The 22,988-nt window shown below is 73.2% G+C and carries 21 protein-coding genes and 1 pseudogene; 9 read left to right on the top strand and 13 right to left on the bottom strand.

The window, feature by feature from the left end; all coding sequences use genetic code 11:
- Nucleotides 1–105: 105 nt before the first annotated feature.
- Together AB0G84_RS35010 and AB0G84_RS35005 are read right to left on the bottom strand one after the other, a co-directional pair.
- Complete coding sequence (locus tag AB0G84_RS35010) at nucleotides 106–864, bottom strand: ABC transporter permease (RefSeq protein WP_361330323.1); 759 nt, start codon at nucleotides 862–864, stop codon at nucleotides 106–108.
- The gene (locus tag AB0G84_RS35005; RefSeq protein ID WP_361330320.1) at nucleotides 861–1,667 is read right to left on the bottom strand and encodes an ABC transporter ATP-binding protein; all 807 of its coding nucleotides are present in this window, start codon (nucleotides 1,665–1,667) and stop codon (nucleotides 861–863) included. Before AB0G84_RS35005 ends, AB0G84_RS35010 begins: the two co-directional genes overlap by 4 nt.
- A gap of 243 nt (nucleotides 1,668–1,910) precedes the next feature.
- Here AB0G84_RS35005 and AB0G84_RS35000 point away from each other — a divergent pair, with 243 nt between their 5' ends.
- The 3 genes from AB0G84_RS35000 (at nucleotide 1,911) to AB0G84_RS34990 (ending at nucleotide 5,578) form a co-directional block, all read left to right on the top strand.
- Nucleotides 1,911–2,303 (top strand): hypothetical protein, encoded by a 393-nt coding sequence (locus tag AB0G84_RS35000; protein WP_361330317.1) that lies wholly within the window; start codon nucleotides 1,911–1,913, stop codon nucleotides 2,301–2,303.
- Nucleotides 2,304–2,509: 206 nt separating this feature from the next.
- Complete coding sequence (locus tag AB0G84_RS34995; RefSeq protein ID WP_361330314.1) at nucleotides 2,510–4,063, top strand: SulP family inorganic anion transporter; 1,554 nt, start codon at nucleotides 2,510–2,512, stop codon at nucleotides 4,061–4,063.
- 105 nt (nucleotides 4,064–4,168) lie between these two features.
- Complete coding sequence (locus AB0G84_RS34990; protein WP_361330311.1) at nucleotides 4,169–5,578, top strand: M1 family metallopeptidase; 1,410 nt, start codon at nucleotides 4,169–4,171, stop codon at nucleotides 5,576–5,578.
- Nucleotides 5,579–5,641: 63 nt separating this feature from the next.
- Here AB0G84_RS34990 and AB0G84_RS34985 read toward each other — a convergent pair whose 3' ends face one another.
- The 3 genes from AB0G84_RS34985 to AB0G84_RS34975 all read right to left on the bottom strand — a co-directional run bounded on the left by AB0G84_RS34985 (nucleotide 5,642) and on the right by AB0G84_RS34975 (nucleotide 8,782).
- Nucleotides 5,642–6,742 (bottom strand): FAD-dependent oxidoreductase, encoded by a 1,101-nt coding sequence (locus AB0G84_RS34985; protein ID WP_361330308.1) that lies wholly within the window; start codon nucleotides 6,740–6,742, stop codon nucleotides 5,642–5,644.
- A gap of 121 nt (nucleotides 6,743–6,863) precedes the next feature.
- Nucleotides 6,864–7,823, bottom strand: coding sequence for an RNA polymerase sigma factor SigJ (gene sigJ, locus AB0G84_RS34980; RefSeq protein ID WP_361330305.1), 960 nt, complete (start codon nucleotides 7,821–7,823; stop codon nucleotides 6,864–6,866).
- A 125-nt stretch (nucleotides 7,824–7,948) separates the two neighbouring features.
- A complete protein-coding gene (locus tag AB0G84_RS34975) occupies nucleotides 7,949–8,782 on the bottom strand; it encodes a class I SAM-dependent methyltransferase (RefSeq protein WP_361330302.1) in 834 nt (277 codons plus the stop codon).
- Between the two features lie 94 nt (nucleotides 8,783–8,876).
- On the opposite strand from AB0G84_RS34975, the gene AB0G84_RS34970 reads away from it, so the two are divergent.
- Nucleotides 8,877–9,704: a TetR family transcriptional regulator gene (locus tag AB0G84_RS34970; RefSeq protein WP_361330299.1), complete on the top strand. Its 828-nt coding sequence runs from the start codon at nucleotides 8,877–8,879 to the stop codon at nucleotides 9,702–9,704.
- Nucleotides 9,705–9,748: 44 nt separating this feature from the next.
- Here AB0G84_RS34970 and AB0G84_RS34965 read toward each other — a convergent pair whose 3' ends face one another.
- The 3 genes from AB0G84_RS34965 to AB0G84_RS34955 form a co-directional block, all read right to left on the bottom strand.
- Nucleotides 9,749–10,342 (bottom strand): hypothetical protein, encoded by a 594-nt coding sequence (locus AB0G84_RS34965; RefSeq protein WP_361330296.1) that lies wholly within the window; start codon nucleotides 10,340–10,342, stop codon nucleotides 9,749–9,751.
- A 420-nt stretch (nucleotides 10,343–10,762) separates the two neighbouring features.
- Nucleotides 10,763–11,281, bottom strand: coding sequence for a hypothetical protein (locus AB0G84_RS34960; protein ID WP_361330293.1), 519 nt, complete (start codon nucleotides 11,279–11,281; stop codon nucleotides 10,763–10,765).
- A gap of 189 nt (nucleotides 11,282–11,470) precedes the next feature.
- The gene (locus AB0G84_RS34955) at nucleotides 11,471–11,803 is read right to left on the bottom strand and encodes a peptidase (protein ID WP_361330329.1); all 333 of its coding nucleotides are present in this window, start codon (nucleotides 11,801–11,803) and stop codon (nucleotides 11,471–11,473) included.
- A gap of 294 nt (nucleotides 11,804–12,097) precedes the next feature.
- Between AB0G84_RS34955 and AB0G84_RS34950 the strand changes: the two genes are divergently transcribed.
- Nucleotides 12,098–14,539, top strand: coding sequence for a PQQ-binding-like beta-propeller repeat protein (locus AB0G84_RS34950; RefSeq protein WP_361330290.1), 2,442 nt, complete (start codon nucleotides 12,098–12,100; stop codon nucleotides 14,537–14,539).
- 160 nt (nucleotides 14,540–14,699) lie between these two features.
- On the opposite strand, the gene AB0G84_RS34945 is transcribed toward AB0G84_RS34950, so the two are convergent.
- Complete coding sequence (locus AB0G84_RS34945) at nucleotides 14,700–14,909, bottom strand: hypothetical protein (RefSeq protein WP_361330288.1); 210 nt, start codon at nucleotides 14,907–14,909, stop codon at nucleotides 14,700–14,702.
- A gap of 167 nt (nucleotides 14,910–15,076) precedes the next feature.
- On the opposite strand from AB0G84_RS34945, the gene AB0G84_RS34940 reads away from it, so the two are divergent.
- Together AB0G84_RS34940 and AB0G84_RS34935 are read left to right on the top strand one after the other, a co-directional pair.
- Nucleotides 15,077–15,919: a helix-turn-helix transcriptional regulator gene (locus AB0G84_RS34940; protein ID WP_361330286.1), complete on the top strand. Its 843-nt coding sequence runs from the start codon at nucleotides 15,077–15,079 to the stop codon at nucleotides 15,917–15,919.
- Entirely contained in the window at nucleotides 15,901–16,191 is a 291-nt protein-coding gene (locus AB0G84_RS34935; protein ID WP_361330283.1) for a DUF397 domain-containing protein, read from the top strand. The genes AB0G84_RS34940 and AB0G84_RS34935 overlap by 19 nt, the downstream gene beginning before the upstream one ends.
- A gap of 107 nt (nucleotides 16,192–16,298) precedes the next feature.
- Here AB0G84_RS34935 and AB0G84_RS34930 read toward each other — a convergent pair whose 3' ends face one another.
- Entirely contained in the window at nucleotides 16,299–17,561 is a 1,263-nt protein-coding gene (locus AB0G84_RS34930) for a helix-turn-helix transcriptional regulator (RefSeq protein WP_361330326.1), read from the bottom strand.
- Nucleotides 17,562–17,772: 211 nt separating this feature from the next.
- On the opposite strand from AB0G84_RS34930, the gene AB0G84_RS34925 reads away from it, so the two are divergent.
- Together AB0G84_RS34925 and AB0G84_RS34920 are read left to right on the top strand one after the other, a co-directional pair.
- Nucleotides 17,773–18,237: a hypothetical protein gene (locus AB0G84_RS34925; protein ID WP_361330280.1), complete on the top strand. Its 465-nt coding sequence runs from the start codon at nucleotides 17,773–17,775 to the stop codon at nucleotides 18,235–18,237.
- A gap of 120 nt (nucleotides 18,238–18,357) precedes the next feature.
- Nucleotides 18,358–19,053 (top strand): class I SAM-dependent methyltransferase, encoded by a 696-nt coding sequence (locus tag AB0G84_RS34920; protein ID WP_361330277.1) that lies wholly within the window; start codon nucleotides 18,358–18,360, stop codon nucleotides 19,051–19,053.
- 91 nt (nucleotides 19,054–19,144) lie between these two features.
- Here the strand turns inward: AB0G84_RS34920 and ilvD are convergent, their stop codons facing one another.
- The 3 genes and pseudogenes from ilvD to AB0G84_RS34905 all read right to left on the bottom strand — a co-directional run bounded on the left by ilvD (nucleotide 19,145) and on the right by AB0G84_RS34905 (nucleotide 22,888).
- A complete protein-coding gene (gene ilvD / locus AB0G84_RS34915) occupies nucleotides 19,145–20,995 on the bottom strand; it encodes a dihydroxy-acid dehydratase (RefSeq protein WP_361330274.1) in 1,851 nt (616 codons plus the stop codon).
- 277 nt (nucleotides 20,996–21,272) lie between these two features.
- A pseudogene (locus AB0G84_RS34910) lies at nucleotides 21,273–21,863 on the bottom strand (TetR family transcriptional regulator); the annotation flags it as partial.
- Between the two features lie 200 nt (nucleotides 21,864–22,063).
- The gene (locus AB0G84_RS34905; protein WP_361330271.1) at nucleotides 22,064–22,888 is read right to left on the bottom strand and encodes a sugar phosphate isomerase/epimerase; all 825 of its coding nucleotides are present in this window, start codon (nucleotides 22,886–22,888) and stop codon (nucleotides 22,064–22,066) included.
- Nucleotides 22,889–22,988: the final 100 nt, after the last annotated feature.

Genomic DNA, 22,988 nt, shown 5'->3' with positions numbered 1-22,988 from the left:
GCGGCACCGCCCGCCGCAGGCGCAACGGCGCGAAAGTCGACAATGCACGGGCCGCCGGCCCACCGGCGAACAACCCCCACGGCGGGACAGCCGAACACGTGGGAATTACGCCGTCCGGCGGCGCAGCGTCGCGGCGCCCAAGGTGAGGACCAGGAGGGCGGAGGTGGTGACGATGAGGGTGTCGCGGAGGAAGGTGCCGGTGGGGGTTGCGTGGTGGAGGACTTCGGCCATGCCGTCGACGGCGTAGGACATCGGCAGGGCGTCGGAGAGTGCCTCCAGGGCGGGGTGCATGGTGCTGCGGGGGGTGAAGAGGCCGCAGAGCAGTAGCTGGGGCATGAGGACGGCGGGCATGAACTGGACGGCCTGGAATTCCGAGGCGGCGAAGGCCGAGACGAAGAGGCCGAGGGCGGTGCCGAGGAGGGCGTCGAGGACGGCGACGAGGAGCAGGAGCCAGGGGGAGCCCGTGACGTCGAGGCCGAGGAGCCAGACGGACAGGGCCGTGGCGAGGGCGGACTGGATGATCGCCAGCAGGCCGAAGGCCAGGCCGTAGCCGCTGATCAGGTCGGCCTTGCCCAGGGGCATGGCGAGCAGGCGCTCCAGGGTGCCGGAGGTGCGTTCGCGCAGGGTGGCGATGGAGGTCACCAGGAACATCGTGATCATCGGGAAGATGCCGAGGAGTGAGGCACCGATGCTGTCGAAGGTCTCCGGGCGGGCGTCGAAGACGTAGCGCAGCAGGGCGATCATCACGCACGGGACGACGAGCATCAGCGCGATGGTGCGGGGGTCGTGGCGCAGTTGGCGCAGGACGCGGGCGGTGGTGGCGAGGGTGCGCGACGGGGAGAGGGGGGCGGTGCGGGTGGTCATGAGGCCAGTTCCTTGGGGGCGGCCGCGTCGGTGTCGACGAGGTGGAGGAAGGCGGCTTCGACGGTGGGGGTGCCGGTGCGGTCCCGGAGGGCGTCCGGGGTGTCGGCGGCGAGGATCCGGCCGGCGCGCATCAGGAGCAGGGAGTGGCAGCGCTCGGCCTCGTCCATGACGTGTGAGGAGACCAGGAGGGTGGTGCCCCGCTCGGCGGCCAGGCCGTGGAAGAGGTGCCACAACTCGCGGCGGAGGACGGGGTCCAGACCGACGGTGGGTTCGTCCAGGACGAGGAGGTCGGGGGCGCCGAGCAGGGCGACGGCGAGGGAGACCCGGCTGCGCTGGCCGCCGGAGAGGGGGCCGGCCAGGGCGCCCGCGTGGTCGGTGAGGTCGATGTCCTGAAGGGCTCGGTCGACGCGCTCGCGCCGGTCGGCGTGGGCGGCGCGGCCGGGGTGGAGGACGGCGGCGAAGTAGTCGAGGTTCTGGCGGACGGTGAGGTCGTCGTAGACGGCGGGGCGCTGGGTGACGTAGCCGATGCGGGGGCGCAGGGCGGGGTGGCCCGCGGGGTGGCCGAGGACGTCGAGGGTGCCGGTGACCGTGGCCTGGGTGCCGACGACGGCCCGCATCAGGGTGGTCTTGCCGCAGCCGGAGGGGCCGAGGAGGCCGGTGATCCGGCCCGGGGGGAGGTCGAAGGTGAGGGAGTCCAGGACGGTGCGGCCGCCTCGGGCGACGGTGAGGCCGTGTGCGTGGACGGCGGGTGATGAGGGTGGGGAGGGGGAGGCGGGGTGGTCCTCGGGGCGGTAATTCATCATGCGGTGAATAGTGAGGTGGGGAGGAGAAAGCGTCAAGGGGGTAGGTGTGGTGCGGAGTGGGGCCGGATGGCAAGGGCGCATTGGGGCGCGGGGGACGTTCCGGCGATCGCCGGCGCGAACGGAACCCTTCCTTCCTGTCCGATAACTCGGCGTTTACAGGGTGGTTACAAACCGAGGTGCGAACGGGCGCGTCCACCTCGACACAATGGGGTGACCTGTCCAGCCGCGCCGAAGGGGGCGACGATGGCGACGATCCGGGTCGGCGGCCTCGGCCGGCTCCTGTTGATCCTCCTGGCCGTCGTCCTGGCCCTGCCGCTGTGCGCGGACGGTGCGTACGGAGCGCGCCGGACGGCCGCGAGCAGCTCGGCCGGTCCCCGCTCCACGGACGCCGCACCGGTGGCGTCGGAAGGTTCCGAGCATCCGGAGGTCGCCGCCCACCGCTGCCCACCGCGCCGTAGCGGGCGTTCCGCGGCCACGCTGTGCGCACCGACGCCGCCGGGCACGCCGGTGTCGACGAGCGAGCCCGAGAGGACCGAGGCCGGTGTGGGCATCGCCGCCCCGCTGACCGGCCGTCAGGCCGTACCGGTGTCGAGATCAGGTGAACTACCGGTCCATCACGGCGTCTTCCGCTGCTGAGAGCCACGAGCTTTCCCCGGGGCCTTCCCCGGCCCGCGCATCCGACGGATCCAGCCGTCACCGCTCGCACCCTTCACGGCGCATCAACGCCGCCTGTCCGCCCGGCCCGTTCGTGCCGCGGCGCGTGCTGCCGCACGTGTCCACGCCCGGGCCCGGTGCCGTGTGCGCGTGCGCCACCGCATCCCACTCCTGCTGGAGGCTTGCTCATGCGTAGGTTCCGTGTTGCCCGCTCACGCCCGTCCCAGCCGTCCATATCCGCACCCGGGTCGCGCGGCGACCGCCGCTGGTCGCCGGCCACCCTCCGGGCCGACGTCACCGCCTCCCTCGTCGTCTTCCTCGTGGCGGTACCGCTGTGCGTCGGGGTGGCCGTCGCCTCCGGCGCGCCGGCCGAGCTCGGGCTGGTCACCGGGATGGTCGGCGGGCTGCTCACCGGGCTGCTGCCGGGCAGCAGCCTGCAGGTCAGCGGGCCCGCCGCCGGGCTGACCGTGCTGGTCTACGAGGCCGTGCAGGAGTACGGGCTCGGCACGCTGGGCGCCCTGGTGCTGATCGCCGGGGTGCTGCAACTGGCCATGGGGGCGCTGCGGCTGGGCCGCTGGTTCCGCGCCATCTCGGTCGCCGTCGTCCAGGGGATGCTCGCGGGCATCGGGCTGGTCCTGATCACCGGGCAGGTGTACGCCCTGGCGGACGCCAAGGCGCCGGGCGGCGGGCCGGCGAACCTGGCCGGGCTGCCGCGGCTCCTGGTGGACACCCTCGCCTCGGAGGACGCGCCGGTGGCGCTGGCGATCGGGGTGTCGACCATCGTGGTGCTGGTGCTGTGGCCGCGGTGGCGCCCGGCGGCGCGGGTGCTGCCGGCACCGCTGGTGGCGGTGGCGCTGGCGACCGCGGTGGTGGGCGTGCTGGACCTGCCGGTGGCGCGGGTCGAGGTGCAGGGCCTGCTGGATGTCGTACGGCCGCCGGGCAGCGCGGACTTCGCGCGGCTGGTGGAGGCGGGCGCGGTGCTCGGGGCGCTGGGCACGGTGCTGGCCTTCGCCCTGATCGCCTCGGCCGAGTCGCTGTTCAGTGCGGCCGCGGTGGACCGGCTGCACGACGGGCCGAAGACCGACTACGACAAGGAGCTGATGGCGCAGGGCGCCGGCAACACGGTGTGCGGACTGCTCGGGGCGCTGCCGATGACCGCGGTGATCGTGCGCAGCGCCGCGAATGTGCACGCCGGGGCGCGGACCAAGGCGTCGCGGGTGCTGCACGGGGTGTGGCTGCTGGTGTTCGCGGTGGCGTTCCCGGCGGCGCTGGGCGTGGTGCCGATCGCGGCGCTGGCGGGCGTCCTGGTGCACGCCGGTTGCAAGCTGCTCCCGGTGAAGGCGTGGGGTCCGCTGTGGCGGGAGCACCGGGGTGAGGCCGTGGTGCTGGCAGCGACGGCGGTGGCGATCGTGGCGACCAATATGTTCGAGGGGGTGCTGCTGGGGCTGCTGATGGCGGTGGCCAAGTCGGCGTGGGAGACCTCGCACGTCCACCTGGAGGTGGCCGGCCTGGAGGGCACCGGCCCGGTACGGGTCCGGGCCCTGGGCAATGCGACCTTCCTGCGGCTGCCGAAGCTGCTGGACCAGTTGGAGGCGCTGCCGCGGGACCGGGAGGTCGAGCTGGACCTGTCCGGGCTGCGGCACCTGGACCACGCGTGTGCAGCGGCGCTCGGCCACTGGGAGGAGCAGCGCCGCGGGCCGGGCGGGAGCGCGCGGGAGAAGGCCTCCTCCGCCGCCCCCTGACGGGGTCACCCGCCCGTTGCGGCGGGCTCCCTGGGTAACCCAGGGGCGGGGCGGCGGAAATCGCCGTAGGGTCGTGGGGTCGTGACCGCCGTCCCGAGGAGTGTTGTGAGCCGCCGGCCCCTTCGCCGTTGCGGTGCGACCGCCGCCCTGTCGGTCGCACTGCTGCTGTCCTCCTGTACCGGCGCCACCGTGGGTGCAGGAGGGACGGCCGGCCGCGGCGGGGTCGGCGATCCGCTGTTCCCCGCACTGGGCAACGGCGGCTACGACGTCCGCCACTACGCCATCGGCCTCGACTACGACGTGCAGCGCAAGCAGCTGGCGGCGCGTACCGAGATCACCGCCAGGGCCGAGCAGGACCTGCGGTCCTTCAAGCTGGACCTGCAGGGTCTGCGGGTGACCGCGGTACGGGTCGACGGCGCCGCCTCGGCGTTCTCCCGCAAGGGGCACAAGCTGACGGTGACGCCGGCCAAGGGCATCGCCAAGGGCGCGCAGTTCCGCACCACCGTCGTGTACGAGGGGAAGCCGCAGGAGCTGAAGGACCCGGACGGGACGACGGAGGGCTGGGTCACCACGCCCGACGGGGCGTTCGTCTCCGGGGAGCCGGCCGGCTCGATGACGTGGTTCCCGGCGAACAACCACCCCGACGACAAGGCCACCTACGACTTCACCGTCACCGTGCCGCAGCACTACACCGCCGTCGCCAACGGCGAGCTGCTCTCGCAGCAGACCGCCAAGGGCCGGACCACCTTCCGCTGGCACAGCCCCCAGCCGATGGCCAGTTACCTCGCCACCGCCACCATCGGGAAGTTCGACGTGCACACCTCGAAGACGCCCGGCGGCCTGCCGCTGTACGTCGCGGTGGACCCGGCGGAGGCCGCCGCGAGCCGGAAGCCGCTGGCGCGGCTGCCGGAGATCATCGCTTGGGAGACCAAGGTGTTCGGCCCGTACCCCTTCTCCTCGGCCGGCGCGATCGTCGACGACACGCCGCCGCGGATCAGCTGGGAGGCCCTGGAGTCGCAGACCAAGCCGGTCTACGCGGGGGCACCGGACACCATCACCGTGGTGCACGAGATGGCCCACCAGTGGTACGGGGACTCGGTGACGCCGAAGACCTGGCGGGACACCTGGCTCAACGAGGGCTTCGCCACCTACGCCGAGTGGCTGTGGGAGGAGCACCAGGGCGGCAAGACCCCGCAGCAGCAGTTCGACGCGCTCTACAAGAGCAGCGCGCACAACCCGCGCTGGGACTTCCCGCCGGGCGACCCGGGCAAGCCGGCGAACGTGACGGAGGCGCCGGTCTACGAGCGGGGCGCGATGGTGCTGCAGCAGCTGCGCAACGCCGTCGGCGACCGGACGTTCTTCCGGATCCTCAAGGAGTGGCCCGCCAAGTACCGCTACCGCAACGCCGATTCCAAGGACTTCATCGCCTTCTGCCAGGAGCGCACCGAGGTGGACCTGACGGGCCTCTTCGACACCTGGCTGTACGGCAAGGGGAAGCCGCACCGGGTGTCCTGACCGGTTGCGCTGACTGGGTGTGCTGAGGTGCCGGTCCGGGGCGACCGGCCGCCTCCCGCCGCCTCAGCCGAGGCCGGGTATCAGGCGGATCACCTCCGGGCGGCGGGCCGCCAGCCGCAGGAAGCGCAGGGTGCCGCGGACCACCTGCTCCTTGAAGGCGGCGGCCGGGCGGCCGGTCAGCACCCGCTCGCGCGGGGTGTCGTCCGCCCGTACCGACAGGATCAGGCCGTCGCGCCGGCCCAGGCTCACGCACTGGAAGACATAGCCGAACGCCAGCGGCGCGGGCTCGGCGCCGCGGAGTTCGGCGAGGATCGCGCCGGCCGCGTGCGAGCCGGTGGGCAGCGCGGTGGCACAGGCCATCCGCAGCGCTCCGGCGCGTGGGGCGTGGGCGGCGGCCGCATCACCGGCGACATGGATGTCGGGGTGGCTGACCGAGCGGAGCGCCGCATCGACCGCGAGTCGGCCGGAGGCCGGGTCGACGGCCAGGCCGGCGTCCTGGGCGAGGCCGGCGGTGGGCTTCAGGGCGGCCGCCCAGACGACGGTGTCGGTGTCGATCTCGTCCGCGTGGCCGACCCGGCGGCCCTCCTCGACGGCCACCCCCAACCGCCCCAGCACGCCGCGGACATGGGCCCGGCCGCGGGCCGAGAGCCCGCCGCCGACCTCGCCACCGGTGCACAGCCGGACCTCCCACTCCGGGTACGCCTCGGCGAGCTCGGTGGCCATCTCGATGCCGGTGAGGCCACCGCCGACCACGGTCAGCGCGCCGGGGGCGTCCCGCAGCCGCTTGTGGAGGGCGGCGGCGCTCTCGGCGGTGAAGCTGCGCTCCCCGGCGCCGCGCGGGTCGGTGTGGCTGCCGAGGGCGTAGACCAGCCGGTCGTAGCCCAGGGTGCGGCCGCTGTCGGTGTGCACGGTGCGGGCGTCGGGGTCCAGGGCGGTGGCGCGGGCGGCGAGCTGCTCGATGCCGGTGCCGCGCAGCAACTGCGCCCGGGGGTACGTCACATCGGGGCGGCCGGCGGCCAGCTCGTGCTGCCGTACCCGCTCGGTGAACCGGTCGTCGGGGTCCACCAGGGTCACCCGCGCGTACGGGGCGAGCCGGAGTGCGGCGAGGGTGCCGGCGTAGCCGCCGCCGAGTACCACGACCCGCTGCTTCCGCACATTCTTCATGCTGTCCTCCTGTGCCGGGGCGCCGGTGCCCGGGCGGGCGGCGCTGAAAGGAGGACGGAACGGCGGCCGCGAATGTGACACCGGCCAGGGAGCCCCTTCCTGGACGCCCGACCGGCCGGGCCTACAGCCGGCCGAGGTCGAGGTGGCCGAGCTTGTCCGGGTTGATCACGGCGTCCACCTCGGTGATCAGCCCGTCGTGCACGGTGAACGCGAACACCCCGGCCTGGCGGCCCGCCGCATCGGCGAAGACCAGCCCGGCGGCGCCGTTGACGTCCGTCAGGGCCACCCGCACCCCGCCCAACTCGGCGCTGCGGGAGAGCAGACCGTGCACAAAGCGGGCTACCTTCTCGCGGCCCAGCACCGGCCGGCGGGCGGCGCTCACCTTGCCGCCGCCGTCCGAGCGCCAGATGACCTCCGGGTCGAGCACCGCCAGCAGGTCCTCCAGGTCGCCGCCCATGACGGCGGAGAGGAACGCCTCGACGGTGCGGCGGTGCTCGGCGCGGTCCACGGTGCGGCGCGGCGCCTCGGACCGGACCCGTCGGCGGGCGCGAGAGGCCAGCTGCCGTACGGAGTCGGGGGTGCGGCCGACCGCCTCGGCTATCTCCGGGAAGGGCACCGCGAAGACGTCGTGCAGGACGAAGGCGGTGCGTTCGGCCGGGGTGAGCCGCTCCAGGACGGCGAGCAGCGCCATCCCCACGGACTCGTCGAGCGTGACCCGGTCCTCGGGCCCGGCGCCGGCGGGCGCCGCGGACACCGTGAACTCCGGCCCGGCGAGCAGCGGTTCCGGCAGCCACGGCCCGACGTAGGTCTCCCGGCGGGCCCGGGCCGAGCCCAGCAGGTCGTAGCAGATCCGGCTGACGACGGTGGTGAGGAAGGCGCGCGGGCTGGCCACCGGCGGCTCGTCGGGCAGCGCCTGCCAGCGCAGCCAGGCCTCCTGCACGGCGTCGTCGGCGTCGGTCACGGTGCCCGTGATCCGGTACGCGATGGCCCACAGCCGCTGCCGCTGGTCCTCGAACTGCGCCAGCCGGCCGTGCAGTTGGCCGCTCTCGGCGCACCGGACGCCGGTCTGCGTCTCCGTCATGGGGTGACTCCTTCGCTCCGTGCCTCCGTCCGGCTCGCCACCGGGCGGCTCCGTGCCTCCGTCCGGCTCGCCACCGGGCGGCTCCGTACCTCCGCCCGGCTCGCCACCGGGCGGCTCCGTACCTCTCAGGACGATGCGGCCGGCCGGATCGTGACGGTGAGGTCGAGTGCGTAGGCCTCCTCGACGATGCCGTCGGGGAAGACGTCCAGCAGGGCAGTGCGCTCGTCCGCCAGGACGGGGGCGGCGGCCTCGGGGCCAATGGCGGCGAAGTAGGAGCGGCTGCCGAGCATGGCGAGGTGGGTGTCGAGGGGGACCCGCCGGGTCCAGTGCAGGATCCGGTAGGCGGGGTCCAGACCGAGGCCGAGGCCGCGGATTAGGTCCGGGGCCTCCGGGGCGACGCTGTGGGCGTGGTAGCCGGTCAGGCGGCGGGCGAGCCGGGCCTCCTGTTCAGCGGCCCAAGTGACGTCCGGGTCGGGGATGTTCGACCACAGGGCGAGCGCACCGCCGGGCCGCAGCACCCTCAGCGCCTCGGGCACCGAGCGGGCCGGATCGGTCCAGTGCCAGGCCTGGGCGTAGCCGACGAGGTCGAAGGCGGCGTCGTCGGGGAAGGGCAGCGCCTCGCCGGCGGCGCGGACGAGCGGGGTGCCGGGGTGGGCGGTGCGCAGCGCGCCGGCCATGGCGGCGCCCGGTTCCACGGCGGTGACCTGGGCGCCGCGCGCGGTGAGCAGTCCGGTGGCGATACCGGTGCCGGCCCCGACGTCCAGCACCCGTGCGCCGGCCAGCGGTCGGCCGGCCAGTTCCTCGATCGCGTCGAAGAGGGCCGGCGGGTAGCCGGGGCGGGCGGTGGCGTACTGGGCGGCCACCGCGTCGAAGGCCCGGGCGAGGGTGCGGTGCCCCGGGGGCTGTGACGAGACGGGCGGTTGGGGCGGTTGGGGCGGTTGGGGCGGCTGGGTGGGCATGGGCCTCATCGTGCCCGCGAGGCGACACCGGCGCAGGAGGAAGGAAAAAACCATACCGGGTTCATTTTTGAACTTGGTCTGGTTACGGTGGGGCATGGTGGGCTTGCGTGAACGGAAGAAGGAGCAGACGAGACGGCGGATCGCGGCGACGGCCTGGCGGCTGTTCGCCGAGCGCGGCTTCGAGGCGGTGACGGTCAACGAGATCGCCGAGGCCGCTGAGGTGGCCAAGGCAACACTCTTCTCGTACTTCCCGACCAAGGAGTCGCTCGCACTGCAGGGCGTGGGCGACGACGACCTCGCGGGGATCGTCGCCGGGCGGCCGGCCGGCGAGTCGCCGCTGGCGGCGCTGCGGGCGCACTACCGGGCGTTCGCCGCGGCCCCGATGACCGGGGCCGACCGGGACCTGATGGTCGCCCGGGTACGGGTGATCTTCGACAGCCCGGCTCTCTCCGGCGCCGCCAACGCCCTGCTCTACCAGCAGCGGCAGCGGCTGGCCGAGGTCCTGGCGGCGGAGCGGGACGAGATGACCGCGGTCCTGATGGCGGCCCAGATCAGCGCCTCCCTGGTCACGCTCCAGGAGGCGTTCTTCCGGCGGCTGGCCGACGGCGCCTCGCCGGAGGAGGCCCGCCGCCGACTGGCCCAGGACGTCGAGCGCGCCTTCGACCTGCTCGCCGACGGCCTGGAGCACACCACAGCACACGACGACGGGGCATACGACGACGAGGCATACAACGGCATGGCACGCGCGGCAGCGGCGCGCGACGACGGGGCACGCGCGGCGGCGGCGCGCAACGACGGGGCACCCGCGGCGGCAACGCACCCGGCGGCGCGCGAGGCGGCAGCGCACCAGGCAGCGGCGCGCGGGGCGGCGGCCGAAGGGTCCACCGGCGGCCCCTCCCCCACCGGACAGAAGGAGCAGTGAGACGCGACATGCGCGCACGGGGAATCAATTACGACACCGGCTTCCTACCCGGCGACGACCACTCCCGCCCGGTCTTCGACCCCGAGGCGGTCCGCGCGGACATGGCGGTGATCGCCGAGCGGCTGCACTGCGACGCGGTACGGATATCCGGCGGCGATCCGGAGCGGCTGGGCATCGCCGCGGAGCACGCCGCGGCGGCCGGGCTGGAGGTGTGGTTCGCGCCGTTCCCGGTGGATCTCACGACCGAGGAGCTGCGGCCGTTCTTCGCGGACTGCGCGGAGCGGGCCGAGGCCCTGCGGGCGGGCGGCGCCGAGGTGGTGTTCGTCGCCGGCTGTGAACTGAGCGCCTTCTGCGCCGGCTTCATCCCGGGCGACACCTACGGCGACCGGCTCCGGGCGATGACCACCGGGGACCGCGCGTGGTGGATGTCGCTGGGCCCGGTGCAGGAACGGCTCAACGGCTTCCTCGCCGAGGTCGCCGGCCTGGTGCGGGAGCGATTCGGCGGCCGGATCACCTACGCCTCCGGGCCGTGGGAGGACATCGACTGGCGACCGTTCGACCTGGTCGGGGTGGACGCCTACCGGGCGGCGTACAACGCCGCGACGTTCGTCGACGAGCTGCGCGGGCACCTGCGCCATGGAAAGCCGGTCGCCGTCACCGAGTTCGGCACCTGTGCCTACCGGGGCGCGGGCGAGCGCGGCGGGCTGGCCTGGCAGCCGCCGGCCGACGCGGTGCCCGACGAGAGCGAGCAGGTGCGCTACTTCACCGAGCTGTTGGACGTCTTCGAGGCGGAGGGCGTGGACACCGCGCTGTGGTTCACCTTCGCGGCCTTCAAGACCCGCAAGGGCGCGGACCTGTCGTCGTACGGCGTGGTGACGCTGCGGGACGCGACGCACTGGGAGCCGCGCGAGGTGTTCCGCACGATGGCGGACCGCTACGACCGGGCACGGTCCGCCCAGGAACGGCCGGCACCGGCGCCGGCCACCCAGGACGGGCCTGCCGGGGACCGGAAGGCTCAGGGACCGGAAGGCACAGGGACCGGAAGGCGCCGGCGGGCGTCAGCGGCGCTTCTTCGGCTTCCGGCCCGCCGGATTGCCGGTACGGGCGCCCCGCCGGCGCTCGTACCGCTCGCACGCCGCCGCGTACTCGGCGCGATGCAGCTTCTCCCCCGGGGCCTCGATCAGGCTGCGGCAGAAGTAGGCCAGCAGCGAGCCGATGAAGCCGATCAGCATCAGGCTCTGCCCCGACCGGTCGGCGGCGGCGCGGGCCGCCGCGTCCGGGCGGCGCACGAAGCCGTCCCAGGTCCGCCGGAAGGCCAGCGCACTGCAAACGGCGAAGCAGACGACGACAAGGATGCCGACGAACGGCCCGACCGAGGCGATCTCCAGCCCCTGGAAGGCGAAGCGCAGCACGGCAGCGCCGGCCGCGGCAGCCAGCAGCGAGCCGACCGCGACACCGGCCCGGCGCAGGGCGTAACCGCCGTCGTGGTGGACCCAGGTGGTGCCGAAGAACCGGATCTCCTCCGGCTCGGGGCCGCCGCGCTCCGGGCCCCCGGAGGGCGTCTGCTGCTCGCTCATGACACCGATTATCCCCGGCGGCCGGCCGGCACCCCGGGCCCGTACGGCGCCGGGGCTCGGTCGGCGCCGGGGCTCGGTCGGCGCCCCGGGCCGGCCAGCGCCCCGGATCCGTACGGCGGGCGCCCTCCCCGCACCACTCGGCCCCGCCGCTCGACCCCCGCTCGGCCCGTACGGCTCAGCCCGTACAGCTCAGCCCGTACAGCTCGGCGCGACCATGCCGGAGCTGCCCGTGTGGACGTAGCTGTCGGAGACGTACTGGCCGGGAGCGATGCTGTCCCAGAGGTCGGTGGTGCCGTACGGGCCGCTGACCCGCTCGCCGTGCTGCTGGCAGTGGATCTGGATCCGGGACCCCTCCGGCAGCAGGCGGACGACCGGGTAGTCCGTGCCCGGGCCCTTGCGGACCTTGACGCGGTGCCCGGGCGCGAGGGCGAAGGTCAGGCCGGCGGCAGCGGCGAGCGCCGCCGGCTCGGCGGATTCCGGCCCGCCCGGCGCCTCCGGCGCGACCGTGTCCGGTGCCGTCATGTCCGGGTTTGTGAGGTCGGAGTTCGTCATGCGGTATTCCCCCGTGCTGGATGCGTAGTGGATGACGCCCGTGACGCCATGCGTAGTTGATGACGCCGTGACGCCCGTGATGCCTCTGATGCCTCTGATGCCCGTGACGCCCAATACGCGGACGATCACGTTCGTCGGAAGCATTTCGGTCGGCGTGCGACGCGCACGCTAGCAAGCCTCACCCGTTTCGCACGCGCCATCGACTAGGCTCCGCGCGTCGCACCTGCGACCGATAGGCATAGGGAACGACACGGGGGTGGATCCATGCCGTCGCTGCGCGATTCCGGGGCCGGCCCGGAAGCGGAGCGTCCGGAATACGCCGGGCAGTACCGCCTGGAGAAGCGGCTCGGGTCCGGCGGTATGGGCGTGGTCCATCTGGCCCGCTCGCCCTCCGGACTGCCGCTCGCGGTCAAGGTCATCCATGCCGAATTCGCCCAAGACCCGGAGTTCCGGGGCCGGTTCCGGCAGGAGGTGGCGGCCGCGCGGCGGGTCAGCGGCGCCTTCACGGCACCCGTGGTGGACGCCGACCCGGACGCCGGACGCCCCTGGATGGCCACCCTCCACATCCCCGGCCCGACCCTCTCCGACCATGTGAAGCGGAACGGCCCGCTGACGCCCGGAGAGGTGCGTCGGCTGGCCGCCGGCCTCGCCGAGGCGCTGCGTGACATCCACCGCGCCGGCGTGGTGCACCGCGATCTCAAGCCCGGGAACGTCCTGCTGGCCGCGGACGGGCCGAAAGTCATCGACTTCGGCATCTCCCGCCCGTCCGACAGCGATATGCGCACCGAGACCGGCAAGTTGATCGGCACCCCGCCGTTCATGGCGCCCGAGCAGTTCCAGCGGCCCCGCGAGGTGGGGCCCGCCGCGGACGTCTTCGCGCTGGGTTCGGTGCTGGTGCACGCGGCGACCGGGCGTGGCCCGTTCGACTCCGAGAGCCCGTACATCGTCGCCTACCAGGTGGTGCACGACGAGGCCGATCTGACGGGCGTGCCCGAGGAGTTGACGCCGCTGATCGAGAGCTGCCTGGCGAAGGAGCCGGCGGACCGCCCGACGCCCGGTGCGCTGATGGAGCTGCTGCGGTCGGACGCGCCGGAGAGCGGGCCCGCCGTCCCGCTGGGCGTGCCGTACGAGCCGGGCCCGGCCACCGAAGGGACCGGTGCGGCGCCGGACGGCACGCCCCTGGAGAGCCGCATACCGGCACAGCGGCAGCCCGGGCAGACCAGCCGGCCCGTACGGGCCGAGGCCGCCCCGTCCCGCGCCGAGACCACCCATGTACGGGCACCCGCCCCGCCCGTACCGTCCGCCCCGGATGCCGACGGCCCCGCGACCGGAAACCCGGGCGCGCCCCGCAACGGGACCGACGACGGCACCGGGTACCGGACCACCGACGGCACCGGGGCCGAAACCGCCGACGGCCGCCCCGCCGGCTCCCGCGAACACCCGCACCGGCGCGCCGGCGACCTCTCCCGTTCCCGGGCGCGTACCCGTCGCTGGCCCCTGTGGGCCGCCCTCGCCCTGGTGGTGGCCGGGGCCGGCACGTTCGCCGGCATCCGTGCGCTGTCCCCCGGGGGCCCCGGCCAGGACCCCGCGCTCCAGACGCACGCCTCGGGCACCGGGCGGACGGCCACCTCCCGCCCCTGGCACACCACGCTCCTCCAGCGCCCCAAGGGCCACGACGCCGAACTCCCCTACTGCACCGCCGGATCCGGCGCCGTCTTCTGCGGCCAGCCCGGCGTGCTAGCCGCCCGGCTCGACCCGGACACCGGCCGGGTGGCGTGGCAGCGCGCCGCCGCCCCCACCGGCCGGCCCAGCGCATCGCCGACCGCCCCGGTGCTCTCCGGCGGGCTGCTCTACGTCTTCTCCCCCGATGCCGCACGCCTCTCGGCCCTCGACCCGTCGGCCGACGGCAAGGGCGCCACCCGTTGGAGCAAGGACGTCTCCGGCTACGAGGGTGGCGCTGCGGTCATCGGCGACCGGATCCTGCTGGCGGGCGGCGACGGCACGGTGACCGCCCTGGACAGCACCACCCACCGGCAGCGGTGGCACAAGCGCTTCCCCGGCCATGAGTTGCCGCTCTTCAAGGGCTTCGGCGACCCGCACGCCGCGTACGCCGCCGAGTCCTCCCCCGACGGCAGGACCTCGCAGGTCACCGCCGTCGACCCGGCCGACGGCCGGCTCCTCTGGTCCCGCCGCCTGCCCGGTCTCCTCACCCCCGCCGGCACCGGCACCTCCGGCGCCGTCTACTTCACCGTCACCGACCCCAAGTTGTCGTTCCGCACCACCGCCGTCGTCCGCTACGACCCGACGACCGGGCACACCCGGCGCCTGCCGCTGACCGCCCCGCTGGACCAGGCGGCCGCCGTGGTGCGGGGCGGGACGGCGTACCTGCTGGCCGAGGGCGGCGCCCTCCAGGCCGTCGGGGCACGGAAGTGGGACACCGAGACCTCGGTCAGCCGGGGCTCATCGCCCGTGGTCAGCGGCGACCGGCTGTACTTCACCGCGGCCGACGGCCGGCTACTGGCGATCGACGCCCGCTCCGGCGGCCTGCTGGGACAGACCCCGCCCCGGCTGGACGGCCGACGGCACAACGGCTTCGTGGAGAAGCTGCCGGAACCGCGCCCAGACGGCCCGCGGGGCCGGGTCTACGCTGCGGCGCCCGACGGGACGGTGTTCTCGGTCCCGGCGAAGGACCCCGCCACCTGGTGACGCCCCGGCGCCCCGCCCTGGTGACAGTGGCAGGCACACGCCTCACGCCGCACCCCGGGGATGGGGGCGGCCTCGCGGTCGACACCGCCCTTGTCGCACGCCGGATGCCTGCCGATGTGGCACGCCGGCGAGACGTACGGCACCGGGCGGAGCCGTACGCTCACCGGCCGGCCGCCCGGTCGAGCACGGCGACGAGCCGCTGCACCGTCTCCACCGGGCAGCGCCCCAACTCGACCAGCGGGGCCGGCCGTTCGTAGGTGTACGACATCGGGTCGACGCCCAGCGACGGCAGCACGATGCCCGCCCGCCGGAGCGCGTCGGCCAACTCGTCGCACGCCGCTTCTGCCTCGTCGATCTGCGGCCTGGTCATGCCGTGGCTCCTGTCCGCCGTTTTCCTGTGCGAGTGACCGGCCGTGACTACGGTGAGTGGCACGGCCATTACGAGGATGGGGCCGGAAGGCGGCGTGAAGGCCCCTTGCGGGCTGCGCTTCGGCGCCCTGGACCGTTAGTTCCACACCTTCCACGGAGGAGGGCACGATGCCACCGAGAAGAGCGGTCACCGGCCGGAGCCAGGAGCCGCGCAAACGACTGGCCGAAGAGTTGCGACTGCTGCGTACGCAGCGCGGGGAGAGCCTGCGCCAACTGGGCGCGGCGCTCGGCTGGGACGCGTCCCTGTTCGGAAAGATGGAGAGCGGCCAGACGATCGGCAGCCCGGAGGTCGCCGAGGCCCTCGACCAGCACTACGGCACACCGGGGCTGCTGCTGGCCCTCTGGGAGTTGGCGGCGGGGGATCCCACGCAGTTCAAGGAGCGGTACCGGCGGTACATGGCGCTGGAGGCCGAGGCGGTCAGCTTGTGGCACTTCGGCGTCAGCGTCCTTCCGGGCATGCTGCAAACGGAAGGCTACGCCCGCGAGGTGCTCTCGCTGGGCGGCGCCAAGGGGGACGATCTGACCCGGCAGGTTGAAGCACGCATGGGGCGCTGCGAGCTGCTGCTCGGTGAAGAGGCACCGCCTTTCCGAACAATCCTGTCGGAGTCTGTGTTGCGGACGCCGCTGTCCGAAGCACCGGCGTGGAAGCAGCAGTTGACGCACCTGATGGAAGCCGCAAAGCGCCCGAACATCACGTTTCACGTACTACCTCACAGCGCTGGGCCGCACGGCTTGGTGAGTACGGATGTGATGTTTCTCCGGCTCTCGGACGGCCGCACCGTGGCCTATACGGAGAACGTCCACCGGGGCGAACTCATCGAGGAAAACACACCTGTTGAGCGCCTACAACGCGCGTACGATGCAATGCGTGACCTGGCGTTGAGCCCGGTCGCATCGCGGAAGTTCGTCATGCGCCTGTTGGAGGAAGTGCCGTGCGACCCATCGACCTGAGCACCATCGCCTGGCGCAAGAGCAGCTACAGCAACCCCGACGGCGGCCAGTGCCTCGAGGTGTCCGACGACTTCCTCACCACCGCCACCTGGCGCAAGAGCACCTACAGCAACCCCGACGGCGGGAACTGCGTCGAAGTCTCCGACGACCTCCCCGCCCTCGTCCCGGTCCGTGACAGCAAGGTCCCCCACGGCCCCGCCCTCCTCTTCAACGCGCCGGCCTGGTCGTCCTTCGTCACCGCCGTGAAGCGCGGGGAGCTCCCCGGCGCCTGATCGGCGTCCTCGCTGCCTACATGCGAAGAGCCCCCACGGGCGGCCGTTGGGGCTCTTCGCGTCAGTGGCTGCCCCACTCCTCGTCACCTGGTGCATCGGCCAGGACGTCAAACGGCCCCTGCCACAGCCATGCGCAACTCGCGCACTCCGATGGTGTGCGGATGCCGCTGGGCCAGCTCGTGGACGATGGCCCGGATTGCCGGCCGATCCCGAACCTCGCCGGGGCTGGCCCGGCAGGCAGCCAGCAGGGCGCGGGCTGTCTGCTCGGGACGCTGCCATGCCCACCATGCCCGTGCCATGTCGGTACCCATGCGCGCCTTCCGCTCAGCCGTAGGGAACTGGACGGCGTGCAGGTTCTTCCCCGCGTCCAACGCGGCGCCCGCGTCCCCGAGTGCCCAGTGGACGCCGACCGCGTACAGGTCGACGGCGGCCGGACCGATGGGGAACAGGCGGCCCGCTGGCGCAGTGGGCGGCAGCCGGCGGGCGGCGCGGCGGGCCTCCTCGATCATCGCCAGGGCGTCGCGCTGCCCACCCCGGGCGGCGGTGTAGGCCAGCGTGCACAGCATCTGTGCATACGCAGCGGCAGATGCGTCCGTGCGTAGCCCGGTCGCCTCAACGTCAGTAGCGGCCGATGACATAAGACGCTGGGCGGCGGTGTGCTGGTCCTGGTGGCGCAACACGATCGCTAGCTCCCGGGCGGCGGCCGCCGCCGCAAGCGGCGAACCAGAGACCTGAGCCCAGGTACGGGCACGATCCGCGGTGAGCCGTGCACGGTCGTAGAACCCGAGCTTGCTGAGCACGGCGGAGGCGAGACTGTAGACGGTGGAGAGCCGAGCCTGGTCGAGACTGCGGCGGGAGGCGACGGCAGCGTGCCCGTCAGCGAACAGGCCCGGAAGCGAGGCGAGGAGCTGACTGTGAGCGCCGTTGTCGTACAGATCGCGGGCAGTGGCCAAGCGAGCTTCCAGCGGTCCGGCGCCGGACGGCGTGGGGGCGTCCGCCAAGGCCTCGTCCAGCCCCATCAGCAAGGCAGCCGGTCCGGCAGCCGCCGTGGCGGTGAGCAGCGTACGGCGGCGCATGGAGTCCTCCTCGGCGTCACTCGGGCTGGCCGTCACTTTAGTGGCCGCCGAGGCCGTCGCAGACGGTGGCGCAAGGGAAGTCACCAGGATGTGTCGAGGAACTCCGACTTCGAGTGCGGCGCGGTACACCAGCGCCAGATCGACGATCCGCGTGCGGCGCTCCAACCGGGAGACCGTTGCCGGCGAGCAGCCAAGACGGTCACCGAGGGCGGCCAGCGTCCACGCGCGGTACTCACGCCCCAGCCGGATCAGTGCGCCGGTCCGCCGCTGCGCAGCTAACTCACGCGCTCGCATACTGTTCCAGAGGGGGTCAACGGGCACTGGCCCCTCCCCTGCCACGCAACCGGTCCTTCTACGGTAGGGCTGCCGGAGGGAAGCGTCGAGACAGCTTGCAGGACGTGCAAACGCATTTCCCAGATGGGAAGTTGGTCGCCAGCGAACGGAGCGATGCGCTGTTCTGGGCGCGTCGCCCCCATCCCCGGAGGCATCGTCTACCGGAGGCATCATGGCCACCGCAGCTGCACCACTCCAGGCCCCCGACCCGACTACCGGACCGGTCCGCTCCGTACGCGATGTCGTGCCGGCCGACCTGTGGGAGAAGCAGGTCGGGCTCCTCATGCGCGACTACCCGTACGACTCGATCATGGCTGCCCGCGTCCTTGGCCAGGGATACGCCTATCTGCTCACCGCGATGAAGCACCGCGGCGAGTCACTCGGGCTCGCGCCCAGCACACTCGTCGACATAGGCGTCCACACGATCATCCTCGACACCGTGGCGTACGCCGAGCTGTGCAACAAGCACAACAACGGGCACTTCCTGCACCACGTGCCCAAGGTCGAGTTCAAGAACGACGGCTCCGTGATGAAGACGGCCCACCGGATAGCCGGCGACGGCTGGGAGGTCGATCTGTCGTTGTGGACCGACGCCGCCAACTGCGGCCCATGCCACCCCGGCAACGACTCGCACTGACCACTCCACATCGCCGTTACGTTGGTGCCCCGGCCAACCGGCCCGGGCACTGAGGCACGCCAGGGTGAGTTTCCGCTGAATCGCACCACCCGCCACGGCACACACGCCAGGATGAGGCGGGTGACCACCACCTCCCCCGACCTCTGGCACCACTACGGCCGCACCCGTGCCGCCACAGAGCGGGCCGTCCCCAGGGCCTTCCGCTGGACCTGGAGCCAGGACAGCGGGCCCGGCCCGGAGGTCCTCGGCGACCTGAACGGGCGCCGCATCGGCGACCTCGGTGCCGGGGCGGCCCGGCATGCGGCCCATCTGGCGACCCACCACCAGCCGGACTGGGTCACAGCCGTCGACGCCTCGCCCGCGCAGCACGCCATGGCCACCGACCTCTTCGGCCACCTCGCGCCGTGCCTGAGCATCTTGCAGTCCGACGTGGTGGAGCACCTGCACACCATGGCCGGCAGCTACGACATGCTGTACAGCGTCTTCGGCGCCGTGGACTTCACCGACCCGCAGGAGCTGCTGCCTGCGGCATCCACAGCGCTTCGGCCCGGTGGGCGGCTGGTCTTCTCCACCCTCGCCCACTACCTCAACGGCGCCCCCGCCCAGCCCGATGTGGTGCACGCCGACATCCCTGCGAAGACGCCCGACGGCGAGCCGACCACGATGCGCCGCTGGGTGCTCCAGGAGCACGTCTGGGCCAAGCTCCTCGACGGAGCCGGGTTCACCGGCATCGACGTCGACGTGCTGCCGACCACCACCGGCGAGCCACGTACCGCCACCACGCTGCTGGTCACGGCCTTCCGTCCGACGGCCTGACCGGCGCGTCCCTCCCGCCCGCGCGAAGGAGCCCCCACGGCCGTCCGTAGGGGCTCCCCGTGTCATGGCCGGTCCATGGGCCGGGCCGGGCTCAGCCCAGCGCGTCCACGTCCCGCACCGCGCCCTTGTCCGCGCTGGTCGCCATCGCCGCGTAGGCGCGCAGGGCCGCCGAGACCTTGCGTTCGCGCTGCTTGGGGGCGTAGACGCCGCCCAGCGCCGCGCGGCGGGTGGCCAACTCCTCATCGGTGACGAGGAGATCGATGGAGCGGTGGGGGATGTCGATGCGGATCCGGTCGCCGTCCTCGACCAGGGCGATCGCGCCGCCGGAGGCCGCCTCGGGCGAGGCGTGGCCGATGGACAGGCCCGAGGTGCCGCCGGAGAAGCGGCCGTCGGTGATCAGGGCGCAGGCCTTGCCCAGGCCGCGGCCCTTGAGGAACGACGTCGGGTAGAGCATCTCCTGCATGCCGGGGCCGCCCTTGGGGCCCTCGTAGCGGATGACGACGACGTCGCCCTCCTTGATCTGCTTGGTGAGGATCTTGTCGACCGCGTCCTCCTGCGACTCGCAGACCACGGCCGGGCCCTCGAAGGTCCAGATGGACTCGTCGACGCCGGCGGTCTTCACCACGCAGCCGTCCTCGGCGATGTTGCCCCTGAGGACCGCCAGGCCGCCGTCCTGGGAGTAGGCGTGCTCGACGGAGCGGATGCAGCCGCCCTCGGCGTCCACGTCCAGCGACTCCCAACGCTCGGACTGCGAGAAGGCGGTGGCCGAGCGCTTGCAGCCGGGGGCGGCGTGCCACAGCTCGACGGCCTCGGCGGACGGGGAGCCACCGCGCACGTCCCAGGTCTTCAGCCAGTCGGCGAGGGTCGGCGAGTGGACAGTGTGCACGTCCTCGTTGAGCAGGCCGCCGCGGTAGAGCTCGCCGAGGATCGCGGGGATGCCGCCGGCGCGGTGCACGTCCTCCATGTAGTACGTGCCGCCGGGGGCGACGTTCGGGGCGACCTTGGCCAGGCAGGGCACCCGGCGCGAGACGGCGTCGATGTCCTTGAGGTCGTAGTCCAGCTCGGCCTCCTGGGCGGCGGCGAGCAGGTGGAGGATGGTGTTGGTGGAGCCGCCCATGGCGATGTCCAGGGCCATGGCGTTCTCGAACGCGGCGCGGGTGGCGATGTTGCGCGGCAGGACGGACTCGTCGCCGTCCTCGTAGTAGCGCTTGGTGATCGCCACGACCGTGCGGCCGGCGTTCTCGTAGAGCGCCTTGCGGGCGGTGTGGGTGGCCAGCACCGAGCCGTTGCCGGGCAGGGACAGGCCGATCGCCTCGGTGAGGCAGTTCATCGAGTTGGCGGTGAACATGCCGGAACACGAGCCGCAGGTGGGGCAGGCGTTCTCCTCGATCCGCAGCACGTCCTCGTCGGAGACGTTCTCGTTGACCGAGTCCACGATCGCGTTGATCAGGTCCAGCTTGCGCACGGTGCCGTCGACGAGGGTGGCCTGGCCGGCCTCCATCGGGCCGCCGGAGACGAAGACCACCGGGATGTTCAGGCGCATCGCGGCCATCAGCATGCCGGGGGTGATCTTGTCGCAGTTGGAGATGCAGATCAGCGCGTCGGCGCAGTGCGCCTCGACCATGTACTCGACGGAGTCGGCGATCAGGTCACGCGACGGCAGCGAGTACAGCATGCCGCCGTGGCCCATGGCGATGCCGTCGTCGACCGCGATGGTGTTGAACTCGCGGGGCACGGCGCCGGCCTCACGGATGGCGTCGCTGACGATCCGGCCGACGGGGGCGAGGTGGGTGTGGCCGGGCACGAACTCGGTGAAGGAGTTGGCGACCGCGACGATCGGCTTGCCGATGTCCTCGCTCGCTACGCCCGAGGCCCGCATAAGGGCGCGGGCGCCCGCCATGTTGCGGCCATGGGTAACGGTGCGGGACCTCAGCTCAGGCACGATGGTCACTCCCTCGGGGTTCGTCCGTACGACCGCCGGGTCCGGTGCGGGGGCCGGGGGCCGGTCACCCACCGGGCGGCGTCATATAGCAGCTGAAGCCGAGGTTACGCTCTTGATCCAAGATCTGGACAGTGACTCCGGTATGTGAGACGGGTGACCGTAGTGCGGACAGCTGGCGAGCGCCGTACGGGCCGCCGCGGGCCGCGGGCCGCGGGCTGCCGCGACCGTCGCCGGCCGAGCGTCGCGCCTGGCCACGACCGCCGTCGCCAGCCGGGCGTCACGCCTCGGTGAGGTACCGCTGCAAGGCCGGCGCCACCATCGCGATGATCTGCTCCGGCTCCGCGGAGGCCATCGGCTCCATCCTGATCACATAGCGCAGCAGGGCGATCCCGATGAGCTGACCGGCGGCCAGCTGGGCGCGGAACTCCGGCTCGGGAACGGTGAGTTCGCCCGCCACCCGCTGGAGCATCTGCCGGGCCACGAGGCCGCGCAGTACCGCTGCCGCGGTCTCGTTGGTCAGCGCCGAGCGCATGATTGCCAGCAGCGGCTGCCGGGTGACCTGGTTCTCCCAGATGCCGAACATGAAGCGGGCCATCCGCTCGCCGACGTCCGCGCCACCGCCGGCGATGACGTCCGGCATGGTCAGCGCGGGCGCGAAGGTGAGCTCGATGGCCGCGCCGAAGACCTGCTCCTTGGTGCCGAAGTAGTGGTGCACCAGGGCCGCGTCCACCCCGGCCGCCTTGGCGATCCCGCGGACCGAGGTCCGGTCGTAGCCCCGCTCGGCGAACTCCGCGCGGGCCGCGGCCAGGATCTGCTCCCGGGTGCCGGGGCCGGCCTCCGCGGAGCGGGCGGGACGGCCACGGCGCCGGGCGGGACGTGCGGCAGGACGCGGGGCGGGGGCCCCGTCCGGTTCTCCGTCCTGTCCCTGTCCGGCGCGCCCGGGCCCGTCGTCCGGTTCTCCGTCCTGCTCCTGCCCGGCGTGCCCGGGCCCGTCGTCCAGCCGTCCGCTCTGCCCCTGCCCCTCGCGCCCGGAACCGCTCTCCGGCCCCCCGCCGTCCGCGCGCTCGCTCACGAGCCGGGCACCCAGGTCGGCGACGCCAGGTGGAGCCGGGTGAAGGCCAGGGCCTCGGCCAGGTCGGCCTCCCGCTCGGCGGCGGACATCGCCCGGCGGGTGTTGACCTCGACGACCACATGCCCGTCGAAGCCGCTCGCGGCCAGCCGCTCCAGCACCTGTGCGCAGGGCTGACTGCCGCGCCCGGGCACCAGGTGCTCGTCCTTGGCCGAGCCGTTGCCGTCGGCCAGGTGGACGTGCGCCAGTCGGTCGCCCATCCGCGCCACCATCTCCAGCGCGTCGTTGCGCGCGGTGGCGGTGTGCGAGAGGTCGACGGTGAAGTGCCGGTAGTCGTCGTTGGTGGGGTCCCAGTCCGGGGCGTACGCCAGCATCTCGCGGTCCCGGTAGCGCCACGGGTACATGTTCTCGACGGCGAACCGGACGTCGGTCTCGCCCGCCATCCGCCACACCCCGCGGACGAACTCCCGGGCGTAGCTGCGCTGCCAGCGGAACGGCGGATGCACCACCACCGTCGAGGCGCCCAGCTTCTCCGCCGCCGTACGGGCCCGTTGCAGCTTCACCCACGGGTCGGTGGACCACACCCGCTGGGTGATCAGCAGGCACGGCGCGTGCACGGCCAGCACCGGCACGCCGTGGTAGTCGGACAGCCGGCGCAGCGCCTCGATGTCCTGGCTGACGGGGTCCGTCCACACCATGACCTCGACGCCGTCGTAGCCCAGGCGCGCGGCGATCTCGAAGGCCGTCGCCGTCGACTCCGGATACACCGAGGCCGTGGACAGCGCGACCTTCGCATCCGGGATGCGCACCACTGGCTCTGTCACGAGGGACAGCGTAAGGGCCACCACGGCGCACGGGGCAGGAGTCCCGACAGCCGCGACACCCGGTCAGCGGGCCGCGTCCCGCTCCGTACGCGCTGCGGGA

It is taken from the genome of Streptomyces sp. NPDC020742 (assembly GCF_040641675.1).
GTDB lineage: Bacteria > Actinomycetota > Actinomycetes > Streptomycetales > Streptomycetaceae > Streptomyces.
The sequence above is the reverse complement of the archived record's forward strand: the minus strand, read 5'-3'. Positions and strand labels throughout refer to the sequence as shown.

What these genes read in the sequence shown, in the direction of transcription:
- AB0G84_RS34955 (WP_361330329.1), bottom strand. Translation starts at nt 11,803, where the DNA reads ATGACGGCACCGGACACGGTCGCGCCGGAGGCGCCGGGCGGGCCGGAA.
- sigJ (WP_361330305.1), bottom strand. Translation starts at nt 7,823, where the DNA reads ATGACGGAGACGCAGACCGGCGTCCGGTGCGCCGAGAGCGGCCAACTG.
- AB0G84_RS34965 (WP_361330296.1), bottom strand. Translation starts at nt 10,342, where the DNA reads ATGGCGCAGGTGCCCGCGCAGCTCGTCGACGAACGTCGCGGCGTTGTA.
- AB0G84_RS35000 (WP_361330317.1), top strand. Translation starts at nt 1,911, where the DNA reads ATGGCGACGATCCGGGTCGGCGGCCTCGGCCGGCTCCTGTTGATCCTC.
- AB0G84_RS34985 (WP_361330308.1), bottom strand. Translation starts at nt 6,742, where the DNA reads ATGAAGAATGTGCGGAAGCAGCGGGTCGTGGTACTCGGCGGCGGCTAC.
- AB0G84_RS35005 (WP_361330320.1), bottom strand. Translation starts at nt 1,667, where the DNA reads ATGATGAATTACCGCCCCGAGGACCACCCCGCCTCCCCCTCCCCACCC.
- AB0G84_RS34960 (WP_361330293.1), bottom strand. Translation starts at nt 11,281, where the DNA reads ATGAGCGAGCAGCAGACGCCCTCCGGGGGCCCGGAGCGCGGCGGCCCC.
- AB0G84_RS34970 (WP_361330299.1), top strand. Translation starts at nt 8,877, where the DNA reads ATGGTGGGCTTGCGTGAACGGAAGAAGGAGCAGACGAGACGGCGGATC.
- AB0G84_RS34950 (WP_361330290.1), top strand. Translation starts at nt 12,098, where the DNA reads ATGCCGTCGCTGCGCGATTCCGGGGCCGGCCCGGAAGCGGAGCGTCCG.
- AB0G84_RS34995 (WP_361330314.1), top strand. Translation starts at nt 2,510, where the DNA reads ATGCGTAGGTTCCGTGTTGCCCGCTCACGCCCGTCCCAGCCGTCCATA.
- AB0G84_RS34925 (WP_361330280.1), top strand. Translation starts at nt 17,773, where the DNA reads ATGGCCACCGCAGCTGCACCACTCCAGGCCCCCGACCCGACTACCGGA.
- AB0G84_RS34930 (WP_361330326.1), bottom strand. Translation starts at nt 17,561, where the DNA reads ATGCGAGCGCGTGAGTTAGCTGCGCAGCGGCGGACCGGCGCACTGATC.
- AB0G84_RS34945 (WP_361330288.1), bottom strand. Translation starts at nt 14,909, where the DNA reads ATGACCAGGCCGCAGATCGACGAGGCAGAAGCGGCGTGCGACGAGTTG.
- AB0G84_RS34940 (WP_361330286.1), top strand. Translation starts at nt 15,077, where the DNA reads ATGCCACCGAGAAGAGCGGTCACCGGCCGGAGCCAGGAGCCGCGCAAA.
- AB0G84_RS34975 (WP_361330302.1), bottom strand. Translation starts at nt 8,782, where the DNA reads ATGCCCACCCAGCCGCCCCAACCGCCCCAACCGCCCCAACCGCCCGTC.
- AB0G84_RS35010 (WP_361330323.1), bottom strand. Translation starts at nt 864, where the DNA reads ATGACCACCCGCACCGCCCCCCTCTCCCCGTCGCGCACCCTCGCCACC.